This window comes from Brevibacillus parabrevis (assembly GCF_003710905.1).
In the GTDB taxonomy this organism is placed as follows: Bacteria; Bacillota; Bacilli; order Brevibacillales; family Brevibacillaceae; genus Brevibacillus; species Brevibacillus parabrevis.
The window spans coordinates 312,545-334,727 of record NZ_RHHV01000010.1; the positions used below are offsets into that span (position 1 = coordinate 312,545).

The 22,183-nt window shown below is 46.9% G+C and carries 25 protein-coding genes and 2 pseudogenes; 23 read left to right on the top strand and 4 right to left on the bottom strand.

What is annotated here, in order from left to right:
* Positions 1-1,482: 1,482 nt before the first annotated feature.
* The 14 genes from EDM60_RS14250 (at position 1,483) to EDM60_RS14315 (ending at position 13,810) form a co-directional block, all read left to right on the top strand.
* Positions 1,483-1,755 (top strand): hypothetical protein, encoded by a 273-nt coding sequence (locus tag EDM60_RS14250; RefSeq protein WP_141254198.1) that lies wholly within the window; start codon positions 1,483-1,485, stop codon positions 1,753-1,755.
* A 273-nt stretch (positions 1,756-2,028) separates the two neighbouring features.
* On the top strand, positions 2,029-2,754 hold the full coding sequence (locus tag EDM60_RS14255; protein ID WP_122964563.1) for a response regulator transcription factor: 726 nt from the start codon (positions 2,029-2,031) through the stop codon (positions 2,752-2,754).
* Position 2,755: 1 nt separating this feature from the next.
* Positions 2,756-3,697: a sensor histidine kinase gene (locus EDM60_RS14260; protein ID WP_122964564.1), complete on the top strand. Its 942-nt coding sequence runs from the start codon at positions 2,756-2,758 to the stop codon at positions 3,695-3,697.
* An 83-nt stretch (positions 3,698-3,780) separates the two neighbouring features.
* Positions 3,781-4,704 (top strand): ATP-binding cassette domain-containing protein, encoded by a 924-nt coding sequence (locus EDM60_RS14265; protein ID WP_122964565.1) that lies wholly within the window; start codon positions 3,781-3,783, stop codon positions 4,702-4,704.
* Entirely contained in the window at positions 4,697-5,392 is a 696-nt protein-coding gene (locus EDM60_RS14270; RefSeq protein ID WP_229049742.1) for an ABC transporter permease, read from the top strand. Before EDM60_RS14265 ends, EDM60_RS14270 begins: the two co-directional genes overlap by 8 nt.
* A gap of 23 nt (positions 5,393-5,415) precedes the next feature.
* Positions 5,416-5,586 carry a hypothetical protein gene (locus EDM60_RS28640; protein WP_167470301.1) on the top strand — a complete coding sequence of 57 codons (171 nt, stop codon included), beginning with the start codon at positions 5,416-5,418 and terminating at the stop codon, positions 5,584-5,586.
* Positions 5,587-6,220: 634 nt separating this feature from the next.
* Positions 6,221-6,820 carry a hypothetical protein gene (locus EDM60_RS14280; RefSeq protein WP_122964566.1) on the top strand — a complete coding sequence of 200 codons (600 nt, stop codon included), beginning with the start codon at positions 6,221-6,223 and terminating at the stop codon, positions 6,818-6,820.
* Complete coding sequence (locus EDM60_RS14285; RefSeq protein ID WP_122964567.1) at positions 6,817-8,232, top strand: phage baseplate assembly protein V; 1,416 nt, start codon at positions 6,817-6,819, stop codon at positions 8,230-8,232. The genes EDM60_RS14280 and EDM60_RS14285 overlap by 4 nt, the downstream gene beginning before the upstream one ends.
* On the top strand, positions 8,229-8,861 hold the full coding sequence (locus EDM60_RS14290) for a hypothetical protein (protein ID WP_122964568.1): 633 nt from the start codon (positions 8,229-8,231) through the stop codon (positions 8,859-8,861). Before EDM60_RS14285 ends, EDM60_RS14290 begins: the two co-directional genes overlap by 4 nt.
* A gap of 2 nt (positions 8,862-8,863) precedes the next feature.
* Entirely contained in the window at positions 8,864-9,388 is a 525-nt protein-coding gene (locus EDM60_RS14295; protein ID WP_122964569.1) for a hypothetical protein, read from the top strand.
* A gap of 14 nt (positions 9,389-9,402) precedes the next feature.
* A complete protein-coding gene (locus tag EDM60_RS14300) occupies positions 9,403-9,795 on the top strand; it encodes a DUF4280 domain-containing protein (RefSeq protein ID WP_122964570.1) in 393 nt (130 codons plus the stop codon).
* Between the two features lie 23 nt (positions 9,796-9,818).
* Positions 9,819-12,242: a hypothetical protein gene (locus EDM60_RS29180; protein WP_229049741.1), complete on the top strand. Its 2,424-nt coding sequence runs from the start codon at positions 9,819-9,821 to the stop codon at positions 12,240-12,242.
* A 2-nt stretch (positions 12,243-12,244) separates the two neighbouring features.
* A complete protein-coding gene (locus tag EDM60_RS14310) occupies positions 12,245-12,496 on the top strand; it encodes a hypothetical protein (RefSeq protein WP_122964571.1) in 252 nt (83 codons plus the stop codon).
* 456 nt (positions 12,497-12,952) lie between these two features.
* Entirely contained in the window at positions 12,953-13,810 is an 858-nt protein-coding gene (locus EDM60_RS14315) for a replication initiation factor family protein (RefSeq protein WP_122964572.1), read from the top strand.
* Here EDM60_RS14315 and EDM60_RS14320 read toward each other — a convergent pair.
* A complete protein-coding gene (locus EDM60_RS14320; RefSeq protein WP_122964573.1) occupies positions 13,773-13,979 on the bottom strand; it encodes a helix-turn-helix domain-containing protein in 207 nt (68 codons plus the stop codon). The two genes, EDM60_RS14315 and EDM60_RS14320, sit on opposite strands and share 38 nt — an antisense overlap.
* Positions 13,980-14,138: 159 nt before the next feature.
* Here EDM60_RS14320 and EDM60_RS14325 point away from each other — a divergent pair.
* From EDM60_RS14325 to EDM60_RS28650, 7 genes and pseudogenes are all read left to right on the top strand, one after another.
* Positions 14,139-14,914: pseudogene (locus EDM60_RS14325) on the top strand (recombinase family protein).
* A 121-nt stretch (positions 14,915-15,035) separates the two neighbouring features.
* Positions 15,036-16,274: an IS110 family RNA-guided transposase gene (locus EDM60_RS14330; protein WP_122964574.1), complete on the top strand. Its 1,239-nt coding sequence runs from the start codon at positions 15,036-15,038 to the stop codon at positions 16,272-16,274.
* Between the two features lie 310 nt (positions 16,275-16,584).
* Positions 16,585-16,785: a deaminase domain-containing protein gene (locus EDM60_RS29185; RefSeq protein WP_255679264.1), complete on the top strand. Its 201-nt coding sequence runs from the start codon at positions 16,585-16,587 to the stop codon at positions 16,783-16,785.
* A gap of 12 nt (positions 16,786-16,797) precedes the next feature.
* Positions 16,798-17,262: an SMI1/KNR4 family protein gene (locus EDM60_RS14340; protein WP_122964575.1), complete on the top strand. Its 465-nt coding sequence runs from the start codon at positions 16,798-16,800 to the stop codon at positions 17,260-17,262.
* A 192-nt stretch (positions 17,263-17,454) separates the two neighbouring features.
* Positions 17,455-17,967 (top strand): hypothetical protein, encoded by a 513-nt coding sequence (locus tag EDM60_RS14345; protein ID WP_122964576.1) that lies wholly within the window; start codon positions 17,455-17,457, stop codon positions 17,965-17,967.
* Between the two features lie 107 nt (positions 17,968-18,074).
* Positions 18,075-18,230 (top strand): hypothetical protein, encoded by a 156-nt coding sequence (locus tag EDM60_RS28645; protein WP_167470302.1) that lies wholly within the window; start codon positions 18,075-18,077, stop codon positions 18,228-18,230.
* 20 nt (positions 18,231-18,250) lie between these two features.
* On the top strand, positions 18,251-18,415 hold the full coding sequence (locus tag EDM60_RS28650) for a hypothetical protein (RefSeq protein WP_167470303.1): 165 nt from the start codon (positions 18,251-18,253) through the stop codon (positions 18,413-18,415).
* 343 nt (positions 18,416-18,758) lie between these two features.
* Here the strand turns inward: EDM60_RS28650 and EDM60_RS29190 are convergent.
* Positions 18,759-19,693, bottom strand: a pseudogene (locus tag EDM60_RS29190) (IS3 family transposase); the annotation flags it as partial.
* A 16-nt stretch (positions 19,694-19,709) separates the two neighbouring features.
* Here EDM60_RS29190 and EDM60_RS14360 point away from each other — a divergent pair.
* Positions 19,710-19,904 (top strand): IS3 family transposase, encoded by a 195-nt coding sequence (locus tag EDM60_RS14360; protein WP_167470305.1) that lies wholly within the window; start codon positions 19,710-19,712, stop codon positions 19,902-19,904.
* Between the two features lie 76 nt (positions 19,905-19,980).
* On the opposite strand, the gene EDM60_RS28405 is transcribed toward EDM60_RS14360, so the two are convergent.
* Both EDM60_RS28405 and EDM60_RS14365 read right to left on the bottom strand, forming a co-directional pair.
* A complete protein-coding gene (locus EDM60_RS28405) occupies positions 19,981-20,199 on the bottom strand; it encodes a hypothetical protein (protein WP_141254196.1) in 219 nt (72 codons plus the stop codon).
* Positions 20,178-21,314, bottom strand: a complete 1,137-nt coding sequence (locus EDM60_RS14365; RefSeq protein WP_122964580.1) for a TolB family protein — start codon at positions 21,312-21,314, stop codon at positions 20,178-20,180. The genes EDM60_RS28405 and EDM60_RS14365 overlap by 22 nt, the downstream gene beginning before the upstream one ends.
* A 307-nt stretch (positions 21,315-21,621) precedes the next feature.
* Between EDM60_RS14365 and EDM60_RS14370 the strand changes: the two genes are divergently transcribed.
* Positions 21,622-22,083, top strand: a complete 462-nt coding sequence (locus EDM60_RS14370; protein WP_122964581.1) for an OsmC family protein — start codon at positions 21,622-21,624, stop codon at positions 22,081-22,083.
* Positions 22,084-22,183 lie beyond the last annotated feature (100 nt).

Sequence of the window (22,183 nt, forward strand, 5' to 3'; positions counted from 1 at the left end):
ATCATGTACGTTTTCAGTCGTTCGCGAAATGTCCTGTCTGCAAGCGCCAATTCGACAACGAACGCCTGCGCGCTGCCGAGCGACCGATTCCGTTTTGCTCTCCCGTTGAAAATCGGATTCCGGAAGTCAAACCCGAACAGTGAAATATAGCACTCTCAAAACCCAATTAAAGCGTTCGAACAAATTTTTGATAGATTTAATCATAGTAATCACCTCCCTATAAATTGCGGAGGGCGGTAGAAGAAAACGAGTAAGTTTTTCGGGAGGTAAGAGGCATGAAGAAGTATAGATGGGGAATTTTGCGGAAAATCAGAACGTTAGGCTCGCTGATACCGCTTGCATATAGTGATCAGGAGTTCTTCGGTGCGGTTTGTTGGCGCTACCCCGATCTTACTTATGGTTTCATCGTTTTCTAATAAATTTCTTTTCATATCACAAGCAGCAAAGAGAAGCACACAAATGGTTAGTGACAGAAATGCTTCTGAAAGAGGCATTCTAGCACTTCACACGACTTGTACAAACGTAGTCCAAGCGATAAAAATAACCCCCGGATTATCCCCGGGGGCTGTTGATGGATTACATGACTGTTTGAGTAATAACATTTGATTCGCCTTCGTTCTTGCCACCTGTAATGACAACCTTAAATAGATAAGTTTTTCCTGCCTCTAGCTGAGCAGCACGTACAGTATGCTTGGGAATCCCATTAACGGAGGCGGATTTAATTCCTAATGGCAGGTAAGCATCCTCCCAAGTTTCTCCATTGTCCGTAGACTGTAAGACTTTTTCAGATGCGGCGTCCTGTGGGGCGGTGTAGTAAAAATCGACAAATCTTCCATGAGACACATGCCAACCAGACCCAGAAATGACGACATCATCAATTGGTTTTATATCGCTATTCTCGCCTTATTTCCTTCTCTAATCGAAGGCATTCGAACGAGCCTACACCGTGCGGGCGACTTTCATCGCACACGGCGTTCCATCAACAGATAAAAGAGAAATTTTACAACGGGCAACTTTAACATACGCCACGCCTTCAATGGTGTCTGCTAACGAAAGTTAACCCATTTGGTAGCGCTTCTAGAAATGAACCAAGTTAAATCAAGTATTACGTGTGAGAACTGGTTGTAGAAATAAGAAGATCGGTAGACAGATTTTGAACAGATTGGGGAGGGACGAGTAAGCATGACAATCGAACATATTGTGGTTCTAATGTTTAACACCCAAATCCCTAACCTTAGTTAGGCGAAAATCTTGATCCTTTTTGTTACTCTATCAACGCCCGTTGTAAAAAGTACATGTCGCATCCGCTGATGGCACGCCGTATGCGTTGAAAGACGCCTGTACGGTGTAGGCTCGTTATACAACCGAGAGATAGAGAAGGTTCAAGACGAGACTAGCAATCATGCGCCAAGAGTGAACACAAATGCTTTTATTGGCCAGCGTGAATACTTTCCTGCAAACATTCCCGGGATGTATATGGTGGTGGGAATTAACGAAAAGCCGGAAAAAAGCTGGCTTATTGATGATGATGGGGACAGCTTGACTTACACAGTTTCTTCTAGTAATTCCACTATTGTGGACGTAGCAATCGGTCAGGAGAGTTTTACTGATATTAATGGCCAACCGAATACAAGTACAAGGATTCTGGTTACAGCAAAGACGCCTGGTGTTGCAGTCATAACGCTTACCGCAAATGATGGGAAAGGGGGAAGCGGATCGGTATCGTTTGAGTTGGAAGTAATCAATCCAGTTTAAGTTAAGCCCCATCCAAAAGGTGGGGTTCTTTTTTTGCGGATTGCGGATGCATGAATAGAGTAAGCTCTTTCTGATAAACGCCTCATGAACCGCTAATCACCCAGCATTCGTTGTCAACAGCCATTGCAGAGCCGCTCTGTGCTGGCTGTTTTTTTGCTTTTTCGACGGTTGTATTGCCTGTGTGAGAGGTCCACTCCATTTTTACGCAAATTCTATGCATCCTCTTTGCACCGGGCTATAATTTTCACGATGGAAATTTTAGGAGGGAGCATCATGCCGCACAGCATATTGTTAATAGAAGACGATACCCAGATCGTGGAAATGTTGCGTAATTATTTGGTCAAAGAAGGCTACGACGTCTCGGAGGCGTTTAATGGTTTGGAGGGGATTTCTCTGTTTCGGCAAAAGGCTTTCGATATCGTCATTGTCGATGTGATGATGCCGAAACTGGACGGCATCGAGGTAATTAAGCTGATCCGCGAAAAAAGTTCGGTGCCGATTCTCATCATGTCGGCGAAGGACAGCGATGTCGACAAGGCGATCGGGCTTGGATTCGGGGCTGACGATTATATCGCGAAGCCGTTTTCGCTCATTGAAGTGACAGCCCGAATCAAAGCGGCGATTCGTCGTGCCACGACGTATTCGACTGCCGGACAAATCGCCACCGAAGCAACAGAACAGGCGTCTGGAGCGGCCAGAGTGCTGACATTTGACGTGCTGCGCATTGATCTGGACAATTTTTCAGTGGCGAAAAACGATGTTGACCTGAAACTGACGGCCAAAGAATTTGAAATCTTGAAGCTGTTCACCACAAATCCGAATCGCGTGTTCACGAAAGCGCAGCTGTACGGTTTTATTTGGAATGACGAATATTACGGCGACGAAAACGTCATTAACGTCCACATCCGAAGGTTGCGGGAAAAAATCGAAGACAACCCGTCCGAACCCAAGTATATCAAGACGCTGTGGGGCATCGGCTACAAGTGGGAAGGCAACTGACATGGTGATCGCGCTGGCTGTACTCGTTGTGATTTTGACTGTAGTGATTGCCATTCAATACCGTGCTTATCGAGCAAGAAGCTCCAACCTGGAGAAAATGCATAACAAATTAAACGAAATTATCGCGGGAGACACAAGCGAGAAGTTGCTCGTTTTTACGGACGATCGCGCCTTGATACCAGTCTTGATCGCAATCAATCATTTGTTGGAGCACAACCAGCACAGGACGGCGAATTTCTTGAAGATGGAGCAGTCGATGCGAAAAATGCTCTCGAACATTTCGCACGATTTGAAGACGCCGCTTACCGTTGTGCTTGGTTACATCGAAACGATCAATTTGGACCCGGATATGGACGCCGAAGAAAGAAAAGTTTTGTTGACCAAGGTGCACGCCAAGGCAAATGAGGTGCTGGAGCTGATCCGCCAGTTTTTTGATTTGGCCAGGCTGGAGTCGGGAGACAAGCCGATTTCCCTTTCCGGGATTCACATGAACGACGTTTGCGGAAAAAACATGCTGGCTTTTTACGACACCCTGACGGTCAAAGGCTTCGAAGTCGTTATCGACATTCCGGACAAGCCGCTGCTTGCATGGGGGAACGAGGAAGCGCTGGATCGTGTCCTGAACAATTTGATTGCCAATGCGATTCAGCATGGCGGGGAGGGAAGGGCCGTCGGACTAACATTGCGGGGCGACGACGAGTTCGTGTACGTGGACGTATGGGACCAGGGCAAAGGGATCGATGAGATGCATCAAGATCGGGTGTTCGAGCGCATGTACACGCTGGAAGACTCCCGCAACAAAGCGTATCAAGGCAGCGGTCTCGGGCTGACGATTACGAAACGGCTTGTCGAAGCGCAGGGAGGAACGATTCGCATCCAGAGCAAGCCTTATGAAAAAACGATGTTTACCGTCAAGCTGAAACGAATCGCATTCACTGATTAAGGAATTTGTAAGAATCAGGTAAGGAATAAGCAAATTTCGATGCTTACAATAAAGCCTGTAAAGAACGAGGGAGGCATCGAACGATGACGCATATCGCAAGGACGAAGCAGTTGACCCGGGCTTATAAGGGCAAGGAAGTTGTTTCCAACGTCAATTTGAACATCAAGCAAGGCGAAATATACGGCATGCTCGGCCCAAATGGAGCAGGCAAAACAACCGTCATGAAAATGATTACCAACCTGGTGAAGCCGTCGGCGGGCGAAATCGAACTTTTCGGCGAAAGGCTGACCGATCATTCGTACCATTTGTTGGGACGGATGGGTACGATCATTGAAAACCCGATTTTTTACGAAAAACTGACGGCTCACGAAAACTTGGAGCTGCATGGTGAATACATGGGCTACCATAACAAAAAGTCGATCGACGAGGCGCTTGATCTGGTGAATTTGAACGGGATTGACAAGAAAGCGGTCAAGGAATTTTCGCTTGGGATGAAGCAACGACTTGGCATCGCGCGGGCGATCATGACGAAACCGGAGCTGCTTATCCTCGATGAGCCGATTAACGGCCTCGATCCGTTAGGCATCAAGGAGATTCGCGATCTGTTCAAAATGCTGTGCAAGCAGTACGGGATGACGCTTGTCATTTCAAGCCATATTCTTGGTGAAATCGAGCTGATCGCTGACACGATTGCAGTCATGAACGAGGGAAAGCTGTTGCAGGAGGTTTCGATGGAACAAGTCGCCAGGCAAACGGCAGAATATGTTGAAATTACAACGAACGAAAGCAGTAAGGCGGCTTACATACTTGAGAACCATTTGCATATTTCCAACGTGCGCATCACCGACGAAGGCCAAGTCCGCATTTACGATAGCCGCATTCCACAAAGTGAGCTGATGAAGGTTTTGGTGCTGCACGATGTCGCGATCGAAGCGGTTCATAAGAAAAAAGGGTCACTTGAGGACTATTTCCTCTCTATCCTGGGTGGGGGTGGGGTAGTTGCTTAAACTGATGAAGCTCGAAATGCGCAAACTTCGCCTATGGTCTTATATACGGGGGGCGATCATTGCCAACGTCGTGATTCTGGGTTTTATTTGCTTGATCAGTCTTGACGCGGAAATGAAACAAGATATGTCTTTTAAAAGTTATGACATGGCGTTTTCCGTCATAGATACGTTTATTCGAGGAACGTTTATCGTTTTCGCGGCAGTGCTCATTTCACGGCTTGTCATTGACGAGTTCCGCAACAAATCGATCATGGTGCTATTCATGTACCCGATCAATCGCAAAAAGCTTATCGCCGCCAAGCTGCTTGTCGTCGTGCTGTTTACGCTGATTGCCGATATTGCGACAAACCTGTTTGTTGGCGCTGGATTTTATGTATTTAATTTGTTTATGCCCGTTGTTTCAGAGCCGCTCACGTTGCCTGTCGCAGCCAAAGGACTGCTGACGGTCGTCATGAGTGCGCTGGCGACCAGCTTTTTAAGCCTGATTCCGCTTTACTTCGGCATGCGCAAGAAATCAGGCGCGGCCACCATCGTGTCATCGATTTTCGTGGTGACGCTCGTTTGCCAGAACGTCAACGGCTTCACTTTATACTCCATCATAGCGGTGCCGATTGGCCTTGCATTACTCGGAGCGGCGGTCGCGTTTATGTCGATTCGCAATATCGAGCGTGTCGATGTGCTACAGTAGCGGACGGGAGGAGCAGATCGACGATGAAGCAAGTAGTAAAATGGACATTTTTGCTTTGTGTCGTTTCGTTGACCTTGCACGGGCTGCTGTACTGGGGAACGGGGGAACGGAAAGTGCTCATCAACACGTATGGCGCTGCCGGATTAGGCATCTTGTCCGCGTTCGGGTTATTGTTTTTGAGGAATAAGAGGTAAGAGCCGTAAGTATCGGGATAAACATAAGCGAAGGCTGTCTGATAGGGACATTTGAACCTCGGGACAGCCTTTGCGTTTGGTAAGAGTGAAGCCAGGCGCGATTCGGAACAGCAATAACGCCACATAATTCGGGGCAAAGATGGCGATGATTAAGGCAAACGAGCTTACAAGCAGTCCTGCTTGCGAAGGGCTGATTTGATAGTGCTCGGAAATCTGCGGTAAAATACCGACTACGCCAAGCTTGGTGTTTATCATTCTGAATATTCATAAAAATGTTAGGAAAACACGGTATGGCTTGCTCATACAAGCAACCTCCTTTCCGTTAGTGTCGAATCCCCTTGGCCCTTTAGCTCGGCAATTTCAAGCATTGTGCTGATTGGCATGCCATATACAAAGTATATTCTTTCGAGTTCACTTGAAAGCAAGCCGTTTTGTTAAAGCTCGTCCTGTTTTGGCATTTTTAGTTTCATGCAGCCCATTCTACTCACGATGGGTTTTCCTTTTTTCTATTTTACGGTGAAGCGAACTTGGGAAAGTTCCGATACAGATAAAAGAAAACGAATGGTACAATATGTATTTTTTTCTTTATTTAGGATTTTAAATAGGATTCCATAGAGAAAAGGTGATACGGGTTATGGGACATATGGATGAAAAGATACTGGCGGTATTGAATGAAGCGGAAAAAGCGAGTGTGCCTCTTGTGATTTGCGATGGACCCGTCAGAGTGGGAAGCCGCTTCTACGAGTTTGAGCAGCAGGCATTTTGGGACAACAAGGTCTGCTTGCCTATCCCCAAAGATTTTGTGGACATGCCTGAGCACTTGCGTTCGCTCAAATATCCGTACCAGCAGCGCCCGCAGATTATTAAAAGTGATGAGAGTGGCAGCATCAACTTCACGTTGAGTCGGATTGACCAAGACTTGCAGGACCAGTGGGTCAAGCAACTGACGGCAGGAATGAAAGCGGCAATCAAAAAGGCCAATCCGGCAAATGTTTTCTATACAGACGGGGTAGAAACCGTGGGCGAAAAGCAAATTGGCTACTTCGAGTTTAAAAGCCCGGCACTGGATGGCTTCCTGTATCACCTCATGTTTTTTCTGGCGCTGGAAGGAAAAATGGTCATGGGCACGTTTGCTTGTCCTTACGCCGAGTATGAAGACTGGCGGGAAATTGCTTTTCAAGTCATGAGGACAGTAAGCGTCACAGAAGCGGATAAGGGAGAAGAGCAAGGATGAGCCAAACCGTCTTTACGTATGCCGACCTTTTCGTATCGCCCTACCAATTCGAAAAAATGACACAATTGCACCTGAGCAGACAACTAAACGAACATAGCAAACTCACCCTCAGTGGAATCGTGCCTGAGGAAAAGCTCGACCAGTACGTCGAACAGGCGGATGAGAACGAAAGAATAGAGCTGTATGTTCAGGATGGAGCGAGGAAACGCGTTTTGTTTCAAGGTGTCGTTACCAAATTGTCTGTCCAATCTGTAAGAGACGTAAGGCACATCGTCATTGAGGCCTACAGCACAACGATCCAGATGGACATTGCCAAGAAAACTCGTTCTTTCCAAAATAAACGACTTGCTTATCGCGACCTGTTTGCCAAAATTACCGCACAGTATCCTGGGGCCGATGTGGTCGATGAAGCATCAGGCGGAAAGCAGATCGGGGGCTTGCTAGTTCAGTACAAGGAAACCGATTGGGAGTTTGCCAAGCGGTTGGCTTCCCACTTCCAAGCGCCACTTGTGCCAGTTTGCACACAAAAGGGACTCAGATATTTTGTCGGAATCCCTGACTCGGGCGAACCGCAAAAACTGGAAGAATACAATTACACGATCAAAAAGAATTTGCAGGAATACAAACGAAAAGCAGAAAACGACAAGCAGGATTTTACGGAGCAGAATACGATCAGCTATGAGGTCACCAGCAACAAAATATTGGATTTGTGCAGCACCGTTACTTTTCAGCGGCGCACGCTTTACGTATACAGCGCTGAAACCAGGATGGAGCACGGAATCCTGGTCAACCAATACGTGTTGCGCGATCAGAAAGGATTGCTGAGCTGGCCTGAATTGTCTTTGGCTGAACTGGCTGGCTCCTCTTTATTTGGCAAGGTCTTGGATGTGGCCAAAGATTCGGTAAAAGTACATCTGTCTATCGATCAAAAACAAACTGTTGAAGAAGCAATCTGGTTCCCGTATTCCACGGTGTACTCTTCCCCCGACGGCAGCGGCTGGTATTGCATGCCGGAAATCGGTGATGAAGTGAGGCTGTATTTTCCAGATGCAAAAGAGCAGCATGCTTTTGCCGCAAGCTCTGTCGACCTGCTCTCGTCTGATCCGCAAAAGCGCAGCGATCCTTCCATCAAAAGCATCAGCACGAAATACGGCAAGCAAATCATTTTCCGGCCAGGAGCAATCGAGATTATTGGCAGCGGCAAGCTGTTGATGCGGCTGACAGACGATGGCGGCATCGAGATCAACAGCGACAAGAAAATCACGCTCACAGCCAAGGAAGATATTGAAATCACAGGGGGAGAAAAGGTGCTCATTCATGGAGAAGCGGGCATAGATATGAAGCAGGCAGATGCTACCCTGAGCATCGTAGACGACGTGACTTTAAGCGGAGCGAAGGTAAATATCAAGTGAGCAAGCTGATGGACAAACAGGCGGCCATGCACGATTTTTGGCAAAAGCATGTGTTGGATCGGTGGCAGTACGATCTGATCGAGATTGACCAGCGGTACAGCGAGCAAAAAGCAGGCATCGAGAACGGCTTTTGCCAAGCTTTCGATGCGCTGTGCACACAGGCAGCCAGACAGCAGGAACAGGGGAGCAAAGGAGAGATTCACACCATTTTCTTTTCCTTTTTGCGGACAAGCATCATGGAGAACAGTGCAGCATACCGCCTGGATGCGCATGATGAAAACTGGTTTTTGGACAGGACAGAATGCACGGTGGCGTGGGAAGCGGACTTCATCTTCGCCCCTTTGTTTCGGCGGATGACGGAGCTGGAGCAGGTCAAGTCCGCCTACGCAAGAAAGATCACATCGATGGATATCGAGCGGATCAAGCAAAGCGAAGCCATCAAGTATCACTTGCTGGCGGTGGAATTTATGAAGAGCATGGTGCCGATGCTGCTGGAGTGTCCAGGCTACCGTCAGATGGGCAAATCTTTGAAAATCTGCCTGCTGGCCGGGGAATATCGGGATCAATGCGAAGTCCTGTACGCTCATCCTGATCCGGCGGACAAGGAAACCAATGGAGCGGGAGCATAATCATGGACTACTTTTTGCTGAAACAAGATGAACGGTATACAGATGTGCCTCTGCTGATGGATGTGCACAAACAAATCGACATTCGCGATATGCGAATATCACGTGCTTATAAAATCGCTGACCCGCTAATCTTTCACGTCAAAGCGGGAGCAGGCAGCAGCTTTCTTGACATAATGGATCGTCAGTTGCTTTTGCTGTCGGACAAGCTGAAGCGAGTGGTGGAAGTTTACGAACCCGACACCTTGTTTAAACTGACTCCGCTAATCGACCTCTCCCGCCAGCTGCAGAAAAACTACTACCTCCCCATTTTGGAAGAACGGGAAGTGCTCAGCCCTCGTACCGAGTTTCACCATGGCAAAAGCCGAATCAAAAAGCTGGTGCTCCATAAAGAAAAGATGCGCGGCAAAAAGATTGTCCGGATCAAGGAGAGTGAAAAACCGCTGATCGTCGTCCGGTTGGACGTGGCCGAGAGCATCCTGCGGCGGGATTTGACAGGAATCTGGCTGGAACGAGTGCCGGTTGAATAAAGGAGGAACCGAAGATGCAGGGAACGCGCTATGTGGTGAGAGGGGCGAAAATGTGCTGCAATTGTGGCAGCCATGCGCGGCGAATTAACTTACCAGTCAGCCACGGCTCGTATGTGAACGGAAAACCTGTGATGAATAGTGAAGATTACAAAACGGGTGAAAATATTGCCCATTTCGGAATTTGCCAAAGCCCATCCAATCCAAGCAACGCCACCATCTACCTGATCGCCGAAGACGGACAAAACATTGCCGGAAAGCCTTGCACGCCTACTATTTGCGCTCCCTGGCTCAAGGCGAAGGAAGATACGAGAGTAGAAGGCAAAGCCGCCCTTACGACCGATTCCCAACTCATCTGCGGCTACCAGGGTGTCATCCGCTTTCTCACAGACGGACAGAACGACGAATAAAGCTAAATGGAGGCCGAGAAGGAATGACAGGGTATGAGCGTATCCGGGTAACAGCGCCTTACCGGATCAAACGAATCGAAGAGGCTCGGGTGGAGTGGAGGCTTAACGAGCATGCGCGTCTGTATGTACGCGGGATCGTGGATGACAGTGAAAAGGGAAACGCCGTGTTGCAGGCTGTCGCAGATGATGAAATTCATCTGTACGACAGTGATGGCGAAGCCGAAACGACGCTTTTCAAGGGCTTGCTGACTTCTGTCCAGATCAATCATACACAAGACGTGTACGTCATTGAACTGGAAGGGCTGTCCGGAACCTTCCAACTGGACGTAATCAAAAAACGTCGCTCCTTCCAGAGGGTGGAGATGACTTATGCTGAGCTGGTGCAGGAGGTCACCAAGACGTATCCGGGTCACAATGTGTCCATCAGCATCGGCGATGAAGTCCCGATTGGAGAGCCGATCATCCAGTACGACGAGACGGATTGGGAGCTGCTCAAGCGGCTGGCCAGCCATTTTCACGCGCTCCTCGTTAGTGATATCATGGAGCCAACACCGCGGTTCTCTTTTGGAATGCCGCAAGGGAAAAGCCATATCTTGCCGAACGATACGGCCTATACAGCAAGCAAAGACCTGTTGGCGTATCAAAAAGCAGGTGGAGATGCGGCAGGCTTGCACGATACCGATTTTTTCACCTATGAAATCGAGTCCGGCGAGCGGTATGCGATCGGGGATGAGATCTGGTTTCGCAACAAGCGGATGGTGGTCAGCGAGGTACATGCCCGTATTCAGCAGGGACTGTTTTTCTATACGTACCGTTTGTCCCGGCTGGACGGCATTCGCCAAGAGCCGATCCACAACCCGAAGCTCTCTGGTGTCTCGCTAGAGGGCAAGGTGCTGGCGGTCAAGGGCGAGGAGGTCAAGCTGCACCTGGAGATAGACGAGCGGCAGTCACAGGAAACGGCGTATGGATTCCCTTTTGCCCCGCCGACAGGCAACGCGATGTACTGCATGCCGCAGGTGGGTACGAACGCCCATTTGTACTTCCCCGATGCGACGGGCAAACGGGCGATGGTGCTTGGCTGCGTCCGTAAAAACGGGAAGATTTGTGCGAAAACAGGCAACCCGCACATCCGGTATTTCGGCACGGAGCACGGAAGCGAGCTGGAGCTGTCGCCTACAGCCATCAACATCGTCAGCGGATGCCAGGAGCCGTTGAAGCTGACGATAGACGACAACACTGGAATTACGCTAACCAGCCACAAAAAACTCGTGCTGAACGCCAAGGAAGAAATAGCGCTGTATACCCCGAAACGAGTCGTAATCCAGGCGAAAAGCCAGATTCTCGTCAAAAAAACGAGTGCACCAAGCGGATTTGCGCTGGAGAGCGAGTATCACTTTCTAGGTACTGCCGTTCATGCGGCAGGGCGGGACCGGACGACGTTTCCGCCGTACAACGACGAACCGAAGCAAGGGACGCCACCACCACCCGAACCGCAGTTTGACTGGGGAAAGCTGGCAGTCTGCGTCCTGGCCGCCGTGGCGATTGTCGGGGCGGTGGCTTTGACGGTAGCTACGTTTGGTGCGGGTGCGGTGATTGGAGCAGCGGCAGTCGGGGCCGCCCTCGGAGCGATAGGCGGGGTCGTGATGACCGCCTCGTCCGATCTCATAAACGGGGAGGCAAGCAGTCCTTACGACTACCTCAAAAGCGCCGCTCAGGGGGCTGTGATCGGGGCAGTCTGCGGAGCGATATTCGGCCCAGCCGCAGGGATCGGCGGAGGATCGGTCATCACGCTGACGGGAGGCCAAACGAGCGTGGGACTTGGCTCTGCGATGTTTATCGGAGGATCGTCGGGGTATATCGACTACTCGCTCCGGGAGCTGTGGGACGGCCGGACGCCGGACGGGGGAAAAGCGCTGGAATCGTTTGCGTTTGGAGCCGTGTTGGGCGGAGCTTTCACGGTAGGGGCGTCATGGCTAGCGAAAGGGGCCGAGCGAGTTAGTGGGTTGGTGAAAGGACGGGGGAGTTCGAGGGGTGAGGGGACGGGTAAAGTTCAGACTGGTGGTAGGGAACTCTCTGTCGATGAATACCTAAGACGGTTAGACAAAGCAGATGAAATGTATGAATCCTTTAGGAAGTCAAATGTTGACGTTCAGGCTATTGCCAAAAATACAGGGATGGCAGAACATAGGATTCAGAGAATAAAAGAACATTTATTCTTTAAAGAGCACATCAAGGAGCATGGTGTTGGACGTTTTGAAGCCGATTATGAAATTGCTCAAGCATGGGATAGGCTTCAAAAAGGAACTTACAAGCAGAATGACATCGACTTATTGAATCATGAACTCTTTGAATCAAAGTTTGAAGGTATATTTAAAACGGATTACAGGACTGCCCACGATAGAACAGTAGATTCTGGGCGTCCATGGTATCCGCCAGAGGAGGAGTAATTTTGGCTTCGTATGTACTGTTACTTAAAGAATTTGAAAACGATGAATCTGTTATCTACAAATTTGGACCAAATGAAAATGTAATGGGGAAAATCGAGTTAAACAAAATAACCAGAAAATTTTCTGAGTTAGAAGGTATACCCGACCCAAGTATTCCATCAAAGTTCTATTTTGACAGAGCGGCACAGAGGTTGGCAGTTTGTCTAGTTAGAGAAGGCGGAATTTTTCCGGAAAGAACGGCGTTCGAGTCTTAGTAGAGTCCTTGTGTTTGGTGGGGGGCTACCCAGTGCCGAATAAACGACTTAACTTTAACATTACCAACATAACCTTTGTTCTACCTGTAAGAAGTTTTTATGAATTAAGATGTACGCACAGAATGTCTGGAAAAAGTATCCCTATTTAACGTAATATCGTTACATTGAACAGGTCAATTATGGTCAGATACCACCATAAAAGACCTGTTTTTTGTTATCTTCGTTTTCTTGCGGTTTTTTCAAATATGTTTGCAACGATGTACGTACATAGAACGATTGATAGGGTGAAAGAAACACAGTGCAACTTTTGAGTATGGTATAGCGACCATAGAGAGTGTCAGGAATCAAATGATAATTGCAACGGGAAGGTCACGTGTGAAAGGCTAGCCACCGACTCCCTCATCTATATAATACAAGCGGCAAATCCGTCAAAAGTTTTGCCTGTGGGGGTAACGCATGAACAACGTACAACTTTCCATTGATAAGGTTTCCGTTGAGTATCAAGGAGTGACGGTCAGCTTTTACAATCAGCTTGCACTATCGTTTCGAGATTGGTTTGATATTAAACCTGCCATACGTCACAAAGGGTATGTATACCATTGGAATTTAGCTTTGAATGACGCATATCTTTATTTGCGATACCAACCGTGGCGGCAAAAGAAATCATTAAAATACACCTTGCAAATTGAAACTCATCCTGACTACTTGGTTCGTTTTCAAAAGTTGCTTTCAGCTTTGTACAGGCACACGCAGAAGGTCTATTTTAGTCGTTGCGAATTGGCTTTTGATTTTCCTTATCCGATGAGCAATGTATTCATCGCATCGAATACAGGGCGGAACATGAACATTTACGAGGGAACTCGATATTTTGGGCGGAAAGACGAAAGTAAAGCCCATGCCTTTTGTCGTAATTATGATAAAAAGGCAGAGCAGATAGCGAAGGGGATTCTAGAAGAGGGAGAGCGAACGAGAGTGGAACTAGTTTACAGACCCGATGAGAAAATACCTTTGGAGAGCATCATTCAATATCCGCCCAAATTTAATGATTACTACACTTGTAGCGTCATCACAGAGTTGCAAACAGTTCGGGCGGAGAAGAGAGCCATGATATTAGCGTTGCAACACGGTTTAATGACACCCGATGAATTGAGCAAGCATCATAGAGCATCAATAAAAGAAATCATGTCTTCACAGCAACTTGTAGACTTTGATGCTCTCGCCGCTCAACATTGGGAGGATTTAATGACCCTGACATGTGCTCTAGTTTGCGGTAGAGTTAGTCATCTTCCAGTACAAGAAGTTCATGCAGGCTAATGTTTAAGGTCTTGCAGATAATGTCAAAGGTGCTGAGATGTACTCTGTCAACTTCGTTAGAACATAGATGACTTATGGTATTCGGTCGTAGCCCAGTAAGCCTTGCTAATTCACGCTGAGACATATTACGTTGGGCTAGAATCTCTTTCAGTTTTACGACTACTGGCAAATTGACACCAACTTCCGAACAGACTTTATCACTTTATTATACGATTTCCTCACTCTTTATGGAAATGATTGATTGTAACGCTTAGTCGATATATAATTACGTTGTATCTACTAAGCGTTACAATAATTCAGATTTCTGTAACGGTGGGGAGGAAACACCATGAATGTCATCGGTTACGTAAGAGTATCAACACAAGGACAAGCCAAAGACGGCTACAGTTTAGCGTACCAACAAGATGAAATCCGCTCTTATTGTCAGGAGCAAGGATGGAACTTGATGAACATATATGTTGACGAAGGAATCAGTGGGGCGAAGGTAAATGAGGATGCTCTTGAGGTAGACAGAATCGGCTTCCAGAGCATGTTAGCCGCACTAGCCAGTAAAACCATTGATGCAGTTGTTGTCCTCCATACAAGCCGTTTATGGCGGTCTGACATCGTAAAAGTTCTGGTTCACAGAGAGTTCAAGAAGTATGGGGTGGACGTTCGGAGCATTGAACAGCCCACCTACAGCATTTACAAGAAAGACCCGAATGACTTCCTCATAAATGGCTTGATGGAGTTGCTAGACGCATACCAACGTCTTGAAATCGCCATGAAGCTAAGCAGAGGGCGGAGCAAGAAAGCCCAACAGGGCGGCTATGCAGGTGGAAGGGCTACCTTCGGATACAAAGCAAAGAAAGGTCAGAAAAGTATCCAAGTAGATGAAAGACACGCCCAGACCGTCCGTAGAGTATTTGAAATCAAGGAACAGTATCCCACATGGTCATTGACCCAGATAGCCGAAACACTGAACCAAGAAGGCTATACAACTGGGCAAGGCAGATTGTTTACCAAGTGCAAGTGAAACGAATTTTGGACAAACGTGATTTTTATAGCGGCACATACCGCTATGGAGATATACAAGCAGATGGCTTGCATGAAGCCATCCTGTAACAGGAAATGAATGGAGAAGCTTGCGTCCCATTGCGAACCGTAAGGTTAACGCTCGAACTGAGGTTGCTCCCATTCTTACTCCTAATCATCAAAGAATCCGTATACAGGGGTGATTTCTTTTATGCACTACAAGCAAAAACACATTTATGTCGGGCTTGATTTACACAAAGCCCACCATACAGCCGTTATCATCGACTGTTGGAATACGAAACTGGATGAAATCCAAATCGACAACAAGCCAAGCAGTTTCGATGACTTGATGAAGATGGTCAAGAAGCATTGCAAAAAAGGAATGACTCCTGTCTATGGATTGGAAGACACGGGCGGCAACGGCAGAGCACTAGCCGTTCACCTTGTTGAGAAGAAGCAAATTGTCAAAGAAGTCAATTCTGCCCTGTCCTATAATGAGCGTAAGAGTTATGCAACCACCCAAAAGAGCGACAGTTGGGATGCGTATTGCATCGCCAAAGTATTGCTTGCAAGGTTAGATGAACTACCAGATGCGAATCCACAGGACATTTACTGGACAATCGGGCAACTGGTGGCAAGACGCAACGCACTGGTCAAACACGCCAGTTCATTAAAGAATCAACTGCACCAACAATTAAGCTACCACTATCCGTCCTACAAGAAGTTCTTCTGTGATGTAGATGGAAAAGCCGCCCTTGCTTTCTGGGAGAAGTACCCTGCTCCCCATCACTTGGAATCGGTTGGGGCGGATGAACTGGCAACCTATCTACGCAAGGCAAGCCATAACACCTGTTCTACCCGTAAGGCAGAGGAAATATTGGAACTGGTGAAGAAGGACGGGGAGACGAAGCGAAAGTTTCAAACGTCCAGAGACTTTATTATTGTCAATATGGTTCAGGACATGAAACGGAGCAGAGAACTGATTAAGCAGACAGAAGAACAGCTTCGTCAGGTCTTGTCTGAGACGGACTACAAGCTAGAGTCGATGGATGGAATCAGCACCGTTACAGCGGCGGAACTGATTGCCGAAATCGGAGACATCCGCCGATTCTCCAACGCTGACAAGCTAGCACGTTTTGCAGGAATTGCTCCCGTTCGCTTTAGTTCGGGCGGCAAAGGCAAAGACCAAGCAAGTGGACAAGGAAATCGGGTATTGAACGCTATATTCCACAATCTAGCCGTTCAACAAATCCAAGTAGCGAAAGGCGACAACAAGAAGCAACGAAATCCCCTCTTCTACGACTACTATCATCGAAAGCTAGCAGAAGGCAAAACCAAGAAGCAAGCCCTGATATGCGTCATGAGAAGGCTCGTAAACATCATTTACAGCATGATGAAGCACAAGACCGAGTATCGGGCGGCTAATCTAATAGAGCGTCAGGCAAGTTGATATAATGGTGGTGATTGGTAAAACAGTTGCCACCTTCTTTATTCCCAAGTTTAAGATTACAACTTAGGGGACGGGTGAACCTGTTAGAAGATATTTTAGAGAAACAACACAAGCAGATAGAGAACTTGTCGAATCCCTAAGAAAAAAATATACTGCTGGGAAGAAAAGGAACGTTGCGGCGGCAAAAGGAAAAATAGATGGTGATGAGATAGATTTAGAAAGCGTTAGTGGAGAGTTTACAGACAATGACTACTTTAATAAGGGCAATTTTAAGCCCCCACAACCAGAGGATTATCATTATCAGGGACCAATTAGCGAATTCACAAGTCATACTGAACAAAAAATTGTAGAATATTTAAGGCTCAAGTACAAAGAAAAGCCTGATGTTAAGGGGAAAATTGAAATTATTTCTGAAAGACCGTATTGTGATAATTGTATTGATTTGGTTGATCAATTCCAGAAAGAATTTCCAAATATCGAGGTAGTTCGTGTTGAAGTAATTCCAAAATAAAGGAGAATAACGATGAGATATTTAAATGAACTTGTTATCCAACTTCAAAATGATAAAATTCCTATGATTCCGTGCACAATGGAAGAATTAAATGAAGTGAAGAAGTTGATAGGAACTAATAAACTTCCTGAAGCATACATTGAGTTTCTTGAAGTAATGGGAGGCGGAACAGAGCATACTTTTTTACGTGGAGAATCATGTTTTATTGACGAGTTGCTTGAATTGAATGAATGGGGAGCGGAATTATTAGAAGAAAATAATGTTCCTTTGAAGCTTACCTCTAACGATTTTGTATTTTGGATGAGTCAAGGGTGTATGTTTTGTTTCTTTAAATTAGATGAGGGTGAGAATCCCCCTGTCTATTTTTATTCAGAAGGTAAGAAGAAAGAAGGTTTCTATAAGATTACAGATACTTTTACAGAATTTTTACAGCGCAGGTATTTGAGAGATAAGTATGTTTTTCAAAAGAAAGATTAGGAGAAGTAAAGGGTTGTCAACATTTTTGTGTAAGCCCATTTACAACCCCAACAACAAGATCGTACCATACAACCAACAAACCAAACACTAAATAATTCAAACACTTGATAAACTTCAAAAGCTCTTTCCCACTTGAACCATGAGTAGGAATGAGCTTTTTTGCATGCCCAAAATCAAAGGAGGATGAAACGAATGGCAAAACGTGAACAGGTAGGGGCAGAAGAGTTGAAGAACGAGCAACTAGCACAGGAAGTAGAAAAAGAAGTGAGGTCTATTGCCCAGGCTCGCGCAGCATACGAGCAGCTTATGAATGAAATTCGCAGTTACTGTCAGCAAGCAAGGCAATTGCGTGAACAGGCGGAAGAGTTGCAAAGATCAGGACGTACCGATTTTCACGTTAGCGAAGAGATTCAGCAGTTGTTGAAACATGCAAAGCATTTGGATGCGGTGGCAGATCAGAAGTATGGACTGCCACGCCAGCAAGCACTAGAACTCATAGACAGACTAGAGCAAGAAGCATCAGATTGCAAGCAGCTTGTACAGTATAACCAGACCGTCCTGACGCGGCAGCAGCAGGAACTTGAAGATGCAAAGGCAGCGGCGGCAAAAATGGTTCAGGACGCAGAGGAACGCCTGAAACAAACACGGCAGGTACTGGCTGAAAAAGTAACTCAGCTTGCAGAACTGGAGGGGTCAGGCAGATGAGGAACCGTATACCACAAACGGATCAGGACATGATGAATGCTCTGTTGCAGCGGTACAAGGGAACAGGCAAATGAATTGAACTGATTACAGAGAAGGGAGCCTATGCAATGCAGGCGAGCAAAGATAACAGCAACTTCGTCATTGAGATCGTGGATGATAGTGAAGTCATTGAAGTTAATGGAGTAGGCACTACAGATGAATTGAGAGCGGCTGTTCAAGACGCAGTACGTGAAACAATCAGCAACGCTATAGGCAGAACGTAACCAGAGGGAGGAATAGAGAGATGTTGAACCTAAGTCCGGAAGCATTGGAAGCACGTCGGGAATATAGAAGACAGTATGAGCGAGAGTATCGGCGCAGATGGCGGCAGAAGCCGGAGAATCGCCTGAAAGCGAAGGAGTACGAGCGCAGATACTGGGAACGAAAGGTACAGCAATCCAAGGCATAGCATTGCAGCCCAACGCTCTTAGGTGACGCACCCATTCAAATGTACGACCAAGGACATTTTACCACAACAGACACGAAACCACGAGAGCAACCAAATACGAAAGTCACAGGAGGTAATAGCACAATGACAAAACATGAAGAATTCTTATGGGAACTGGTGCTTCACGAGAGCGAAATGAAAGCAGAACTAACACGACTGTATTTGATTGCTTTACGTTCATTGCTAAAACAGAACAGCTTGAGGCATTTCAGTTGCATAAGAAACAGAGGGAAGATAGTGGGAGGAAAGCATTAGGAGAATCCTGCTCTATGAATGAACCAGAATATGGATTGTCAACAGTGAATCAGACAACTTTTTTAAGGGCTTCTTGGCGATACTGAACAGGCGTCATATAGCCTAATGTCCCATGAATGCGATGCTTGTTAAACCCGTTCACGTAATCGTATAATTTCAGCTCCAGATGACGAAGACTCTGGAAGTTCATCTGGTTCACAAACTCTGTTTTCATGATCTTGTAGGTGGCTTCAGCCACAGCGTTGTCGTACGGACAGCCCTTCATACTTAGCGATCGGGCGATTTCAAGCGTCTCCAAAAGCTCGTCCATCTTTTGATTTTTGAACTCGCTACCACGGTCGGTATGAAACCACTGAATCTAGCGTAAATCTCCATGTACCGTCGCAAAAGCGCGGGAAATCAGAGCAGCGTCCTTGTTTGGACCCGCACTATGCCCAATGATCTCTCGATTGAACAAATCAACCAGCACACAAATGTAATGCCATCGGTTCTGGACCTTTCCATACGTCAGAGCGCTGACGACGAAGTGTTTGGCTTCCTCCTGCTCGAACTCTCGGTTCAGAACATTCCCCGTCGTTGCTTCATTACAAGCGGTTTGATGGGGCTTATATTGAGACACGGTGTAGGTGGAAACGAGTCCTTGCTCTTTCATAATACGACCAATTCTACGTCTGGAGACGACGAATCTGCGTTCCTAGAGCTTGACTTTGATCTTTCGTGTACCGTAAGCTTTTCGATTTTTGTGGAAAATCTCCACAATCAATTCGGTTATATCGTCTTCGTTTGGTTGTTCTTTCGCTTCATAGTAAAAAATACTTCTTGCGATTTGCAGGACGTCGCACATTGCTGATACTGAGTATTTATCACGGTTGTTCTGGATGATAGCTACTTTCGTCCCATGATCAGCGCGGCTTGCTTTAAAATATCGTTCTCCATTTTCAGACGCTGGTTCTCTTTTCGCAAAGCGATCAGCTCATTTTCTTCTGACGACGATAACGCTGTGGCTGAAGCCACCTACAAAATCATAAAAACAGAGTTCGTGAACGTGAACCAGATGAACTTCCAGAGTCTGCGTCATCTGGTACTGGAATTGTACGATTACGTTAATTGGTTCAACAAGCATCGCATTCATGGGACATTAGGCTATGTGACGCCTGCTCAGTATCGCCAAGAAGCCCTTAAAAAAGTTGTCTGATTTACTGTTGACAATCCAACGCTATCATTTCCCGCGGCGTTCCATCAACAGATAAATGCGCACACGATTTCTTGTCCTACATATCATAACTATATGGACCACGCTTGGCTTTTTTATAATCTTCCAGCTCTGATTTGTATGGTTTGACATCAGGGCTATCCAAAATAGCGTAAATTTCCTCAAGAGAAAGCAAGTCATCGCGGAGGTTGCCATCCGGATCATAAGCTAAAGTGGAGGCCCATTCATCAGAATCGTAGAAGAGGAAGTATGTGATTATCTCTCCCGATACTCCCACTTGTCAAAACGGCTCATGTGCACGGAGTCCAAATCGCCGACAAAAAATGACTTGCCGTCAGTTGCCCACCCTAAAAACTGGATATTGTCGCTTGAGTTCATGTAAAAGCTATTATCGAATGGATACACAAACGATTTGGTTGTTGTTTTGATCACAAGCTGGGCATAAAAATCTTGACCGTTCGAGGGGTGCCAGTATTTGTCCGCGACATAGTTATGGCCAGTCGGCGACCAGTAGATTCTCGTCAATTGACGCTCCAAATCGTTTGGGTCCGCAGTGTAATTATTTTGGGTCGATACACTCTTTCCGGTTTGCAGGTCGGTGATGAAACCGTGTCCTTGCTTGTCTTCAAACCGCAGCTTCATATCGTTGGAATACGAGGGGAAGTTTTTAAAAGAATACGTGTACTTGAGTCCGGTTGGCAAATCGAGTTCTTTTATCGCTCCGTTTGCCTTGTACAGCACTTTTTTGGATGTCGGCACCCAATAAAACAAGTCTGGCACCATGTAGCTTTTGAGTTGGTCGTCACTGAGCGAAAATTGGTCATTTACCTTCATTTTCAGTGAGTTCATGTCTTGCAAGTACAGCTTGTAGCGTTTGGTGGCATCCGGCTCTTTGAGATTGGCTTGCACAAAGACGAGGTAATGGCCGTCTGGTGCCATCGCATAATCGAGGATTGGCGTGTCGGCCGTGCCGTTGGCAAGCAACGTTTTTTGCTTGGTGAGCGGGTTGTAGCGGTACAAGCTGGCTTGCTCGACCATTAACAGCTCATCTTTGCCAGAAGCCCATTTGGCGAAGCCGTTCAACTGGCTGAACTGCTTGGTTTTGGTGTCGTACAAATAAGGAATGGTCGGTGCGTTGTTTGTGAATCCTTGCTTTTCGGCGTACACAAAACGTCCGCTCGGCGACATGCTCGCGCGGTGTACGGCAGGCAATTGAGCGACGAGCGTCTGCTTTTTGCCATCCAGACCGATCCGGTATATTTTGCTTGGCGGGTCTGTTGGAGTGGCTGTTGCCGATGCAGTTGCTGCGCTTGCTGTCGGCAATGCCAGGGACGGGAACAGTGAGACAGCAAGAAACAATGTTGTTAGAGCAATCATACGGGTTATTTTCATCGAATCATCCTTTCTGCAATAAGAAGACGCCCGAAAGGTTGAAAAGTTACAAAAAAAGAAAGAAATGGTATGCCAGCATGCGGGAAGAGGTGCGAAATGAAGGGCAGTTTCCGCCATTGGCTTAGCCGTAAGAAGAGTACATCGGGTCACAGGAAATCCAAATAGATAAAAAGTTTTCGCGACAAAACATCTCGACTTGCTATCTTTTTTATCTTTTCAAGATTTTGCAATAATTCATATTAAAACAATCGGATAAATGTGTTAAGATTTGCAATAGGATGTGAAAGATAGGAAAGGGAGTGGGATCATGCCAGTTGAAACATTTAAAGCAACCGCGCATCTTCAGGAGGGAATGGTCGTCAAGGCGCATTCCAGAAACTTCGAGGTAACGGTCGACGAGCCGAGAAGCCTTGGCGGAACGGATACAGCGATGAATCCTGTCGAATTGGTGCTGTCCGCCCTTGGCGCGTGCCAATCGATTGTAGCGCGTGCGTATGCGAAAAAGTTTGGTGTGCAGCTCGACGACTTTTGGGTGGAGGTAGAAGGCGACCTCGATACAGATGGCTTCATGAACAAATCCGATGTGCGTCGCGGTTACTCCGAGATTCGCTACACCTTTCATATCAAGACGGACGCATCCCGAGAGCAAGTGGAAGCATTCATTCAGTTTTTGGAGAAGACATGCCCTGTCGGCGACACGATTGCCAATCCGGTCACGCTCAAGCTAAACGGAATTGTCATCGGGAATGCTGCAAGCAAGCTGGGCTAATTTTTGCTGATGAGCAAAAGAAAAGAGGCGGGAGATTCTCTGCCTCTTTTTCTGTGTGAAGCGTGCCCGGAAAGCGGTATGTGGGAAAACCTCACGTACG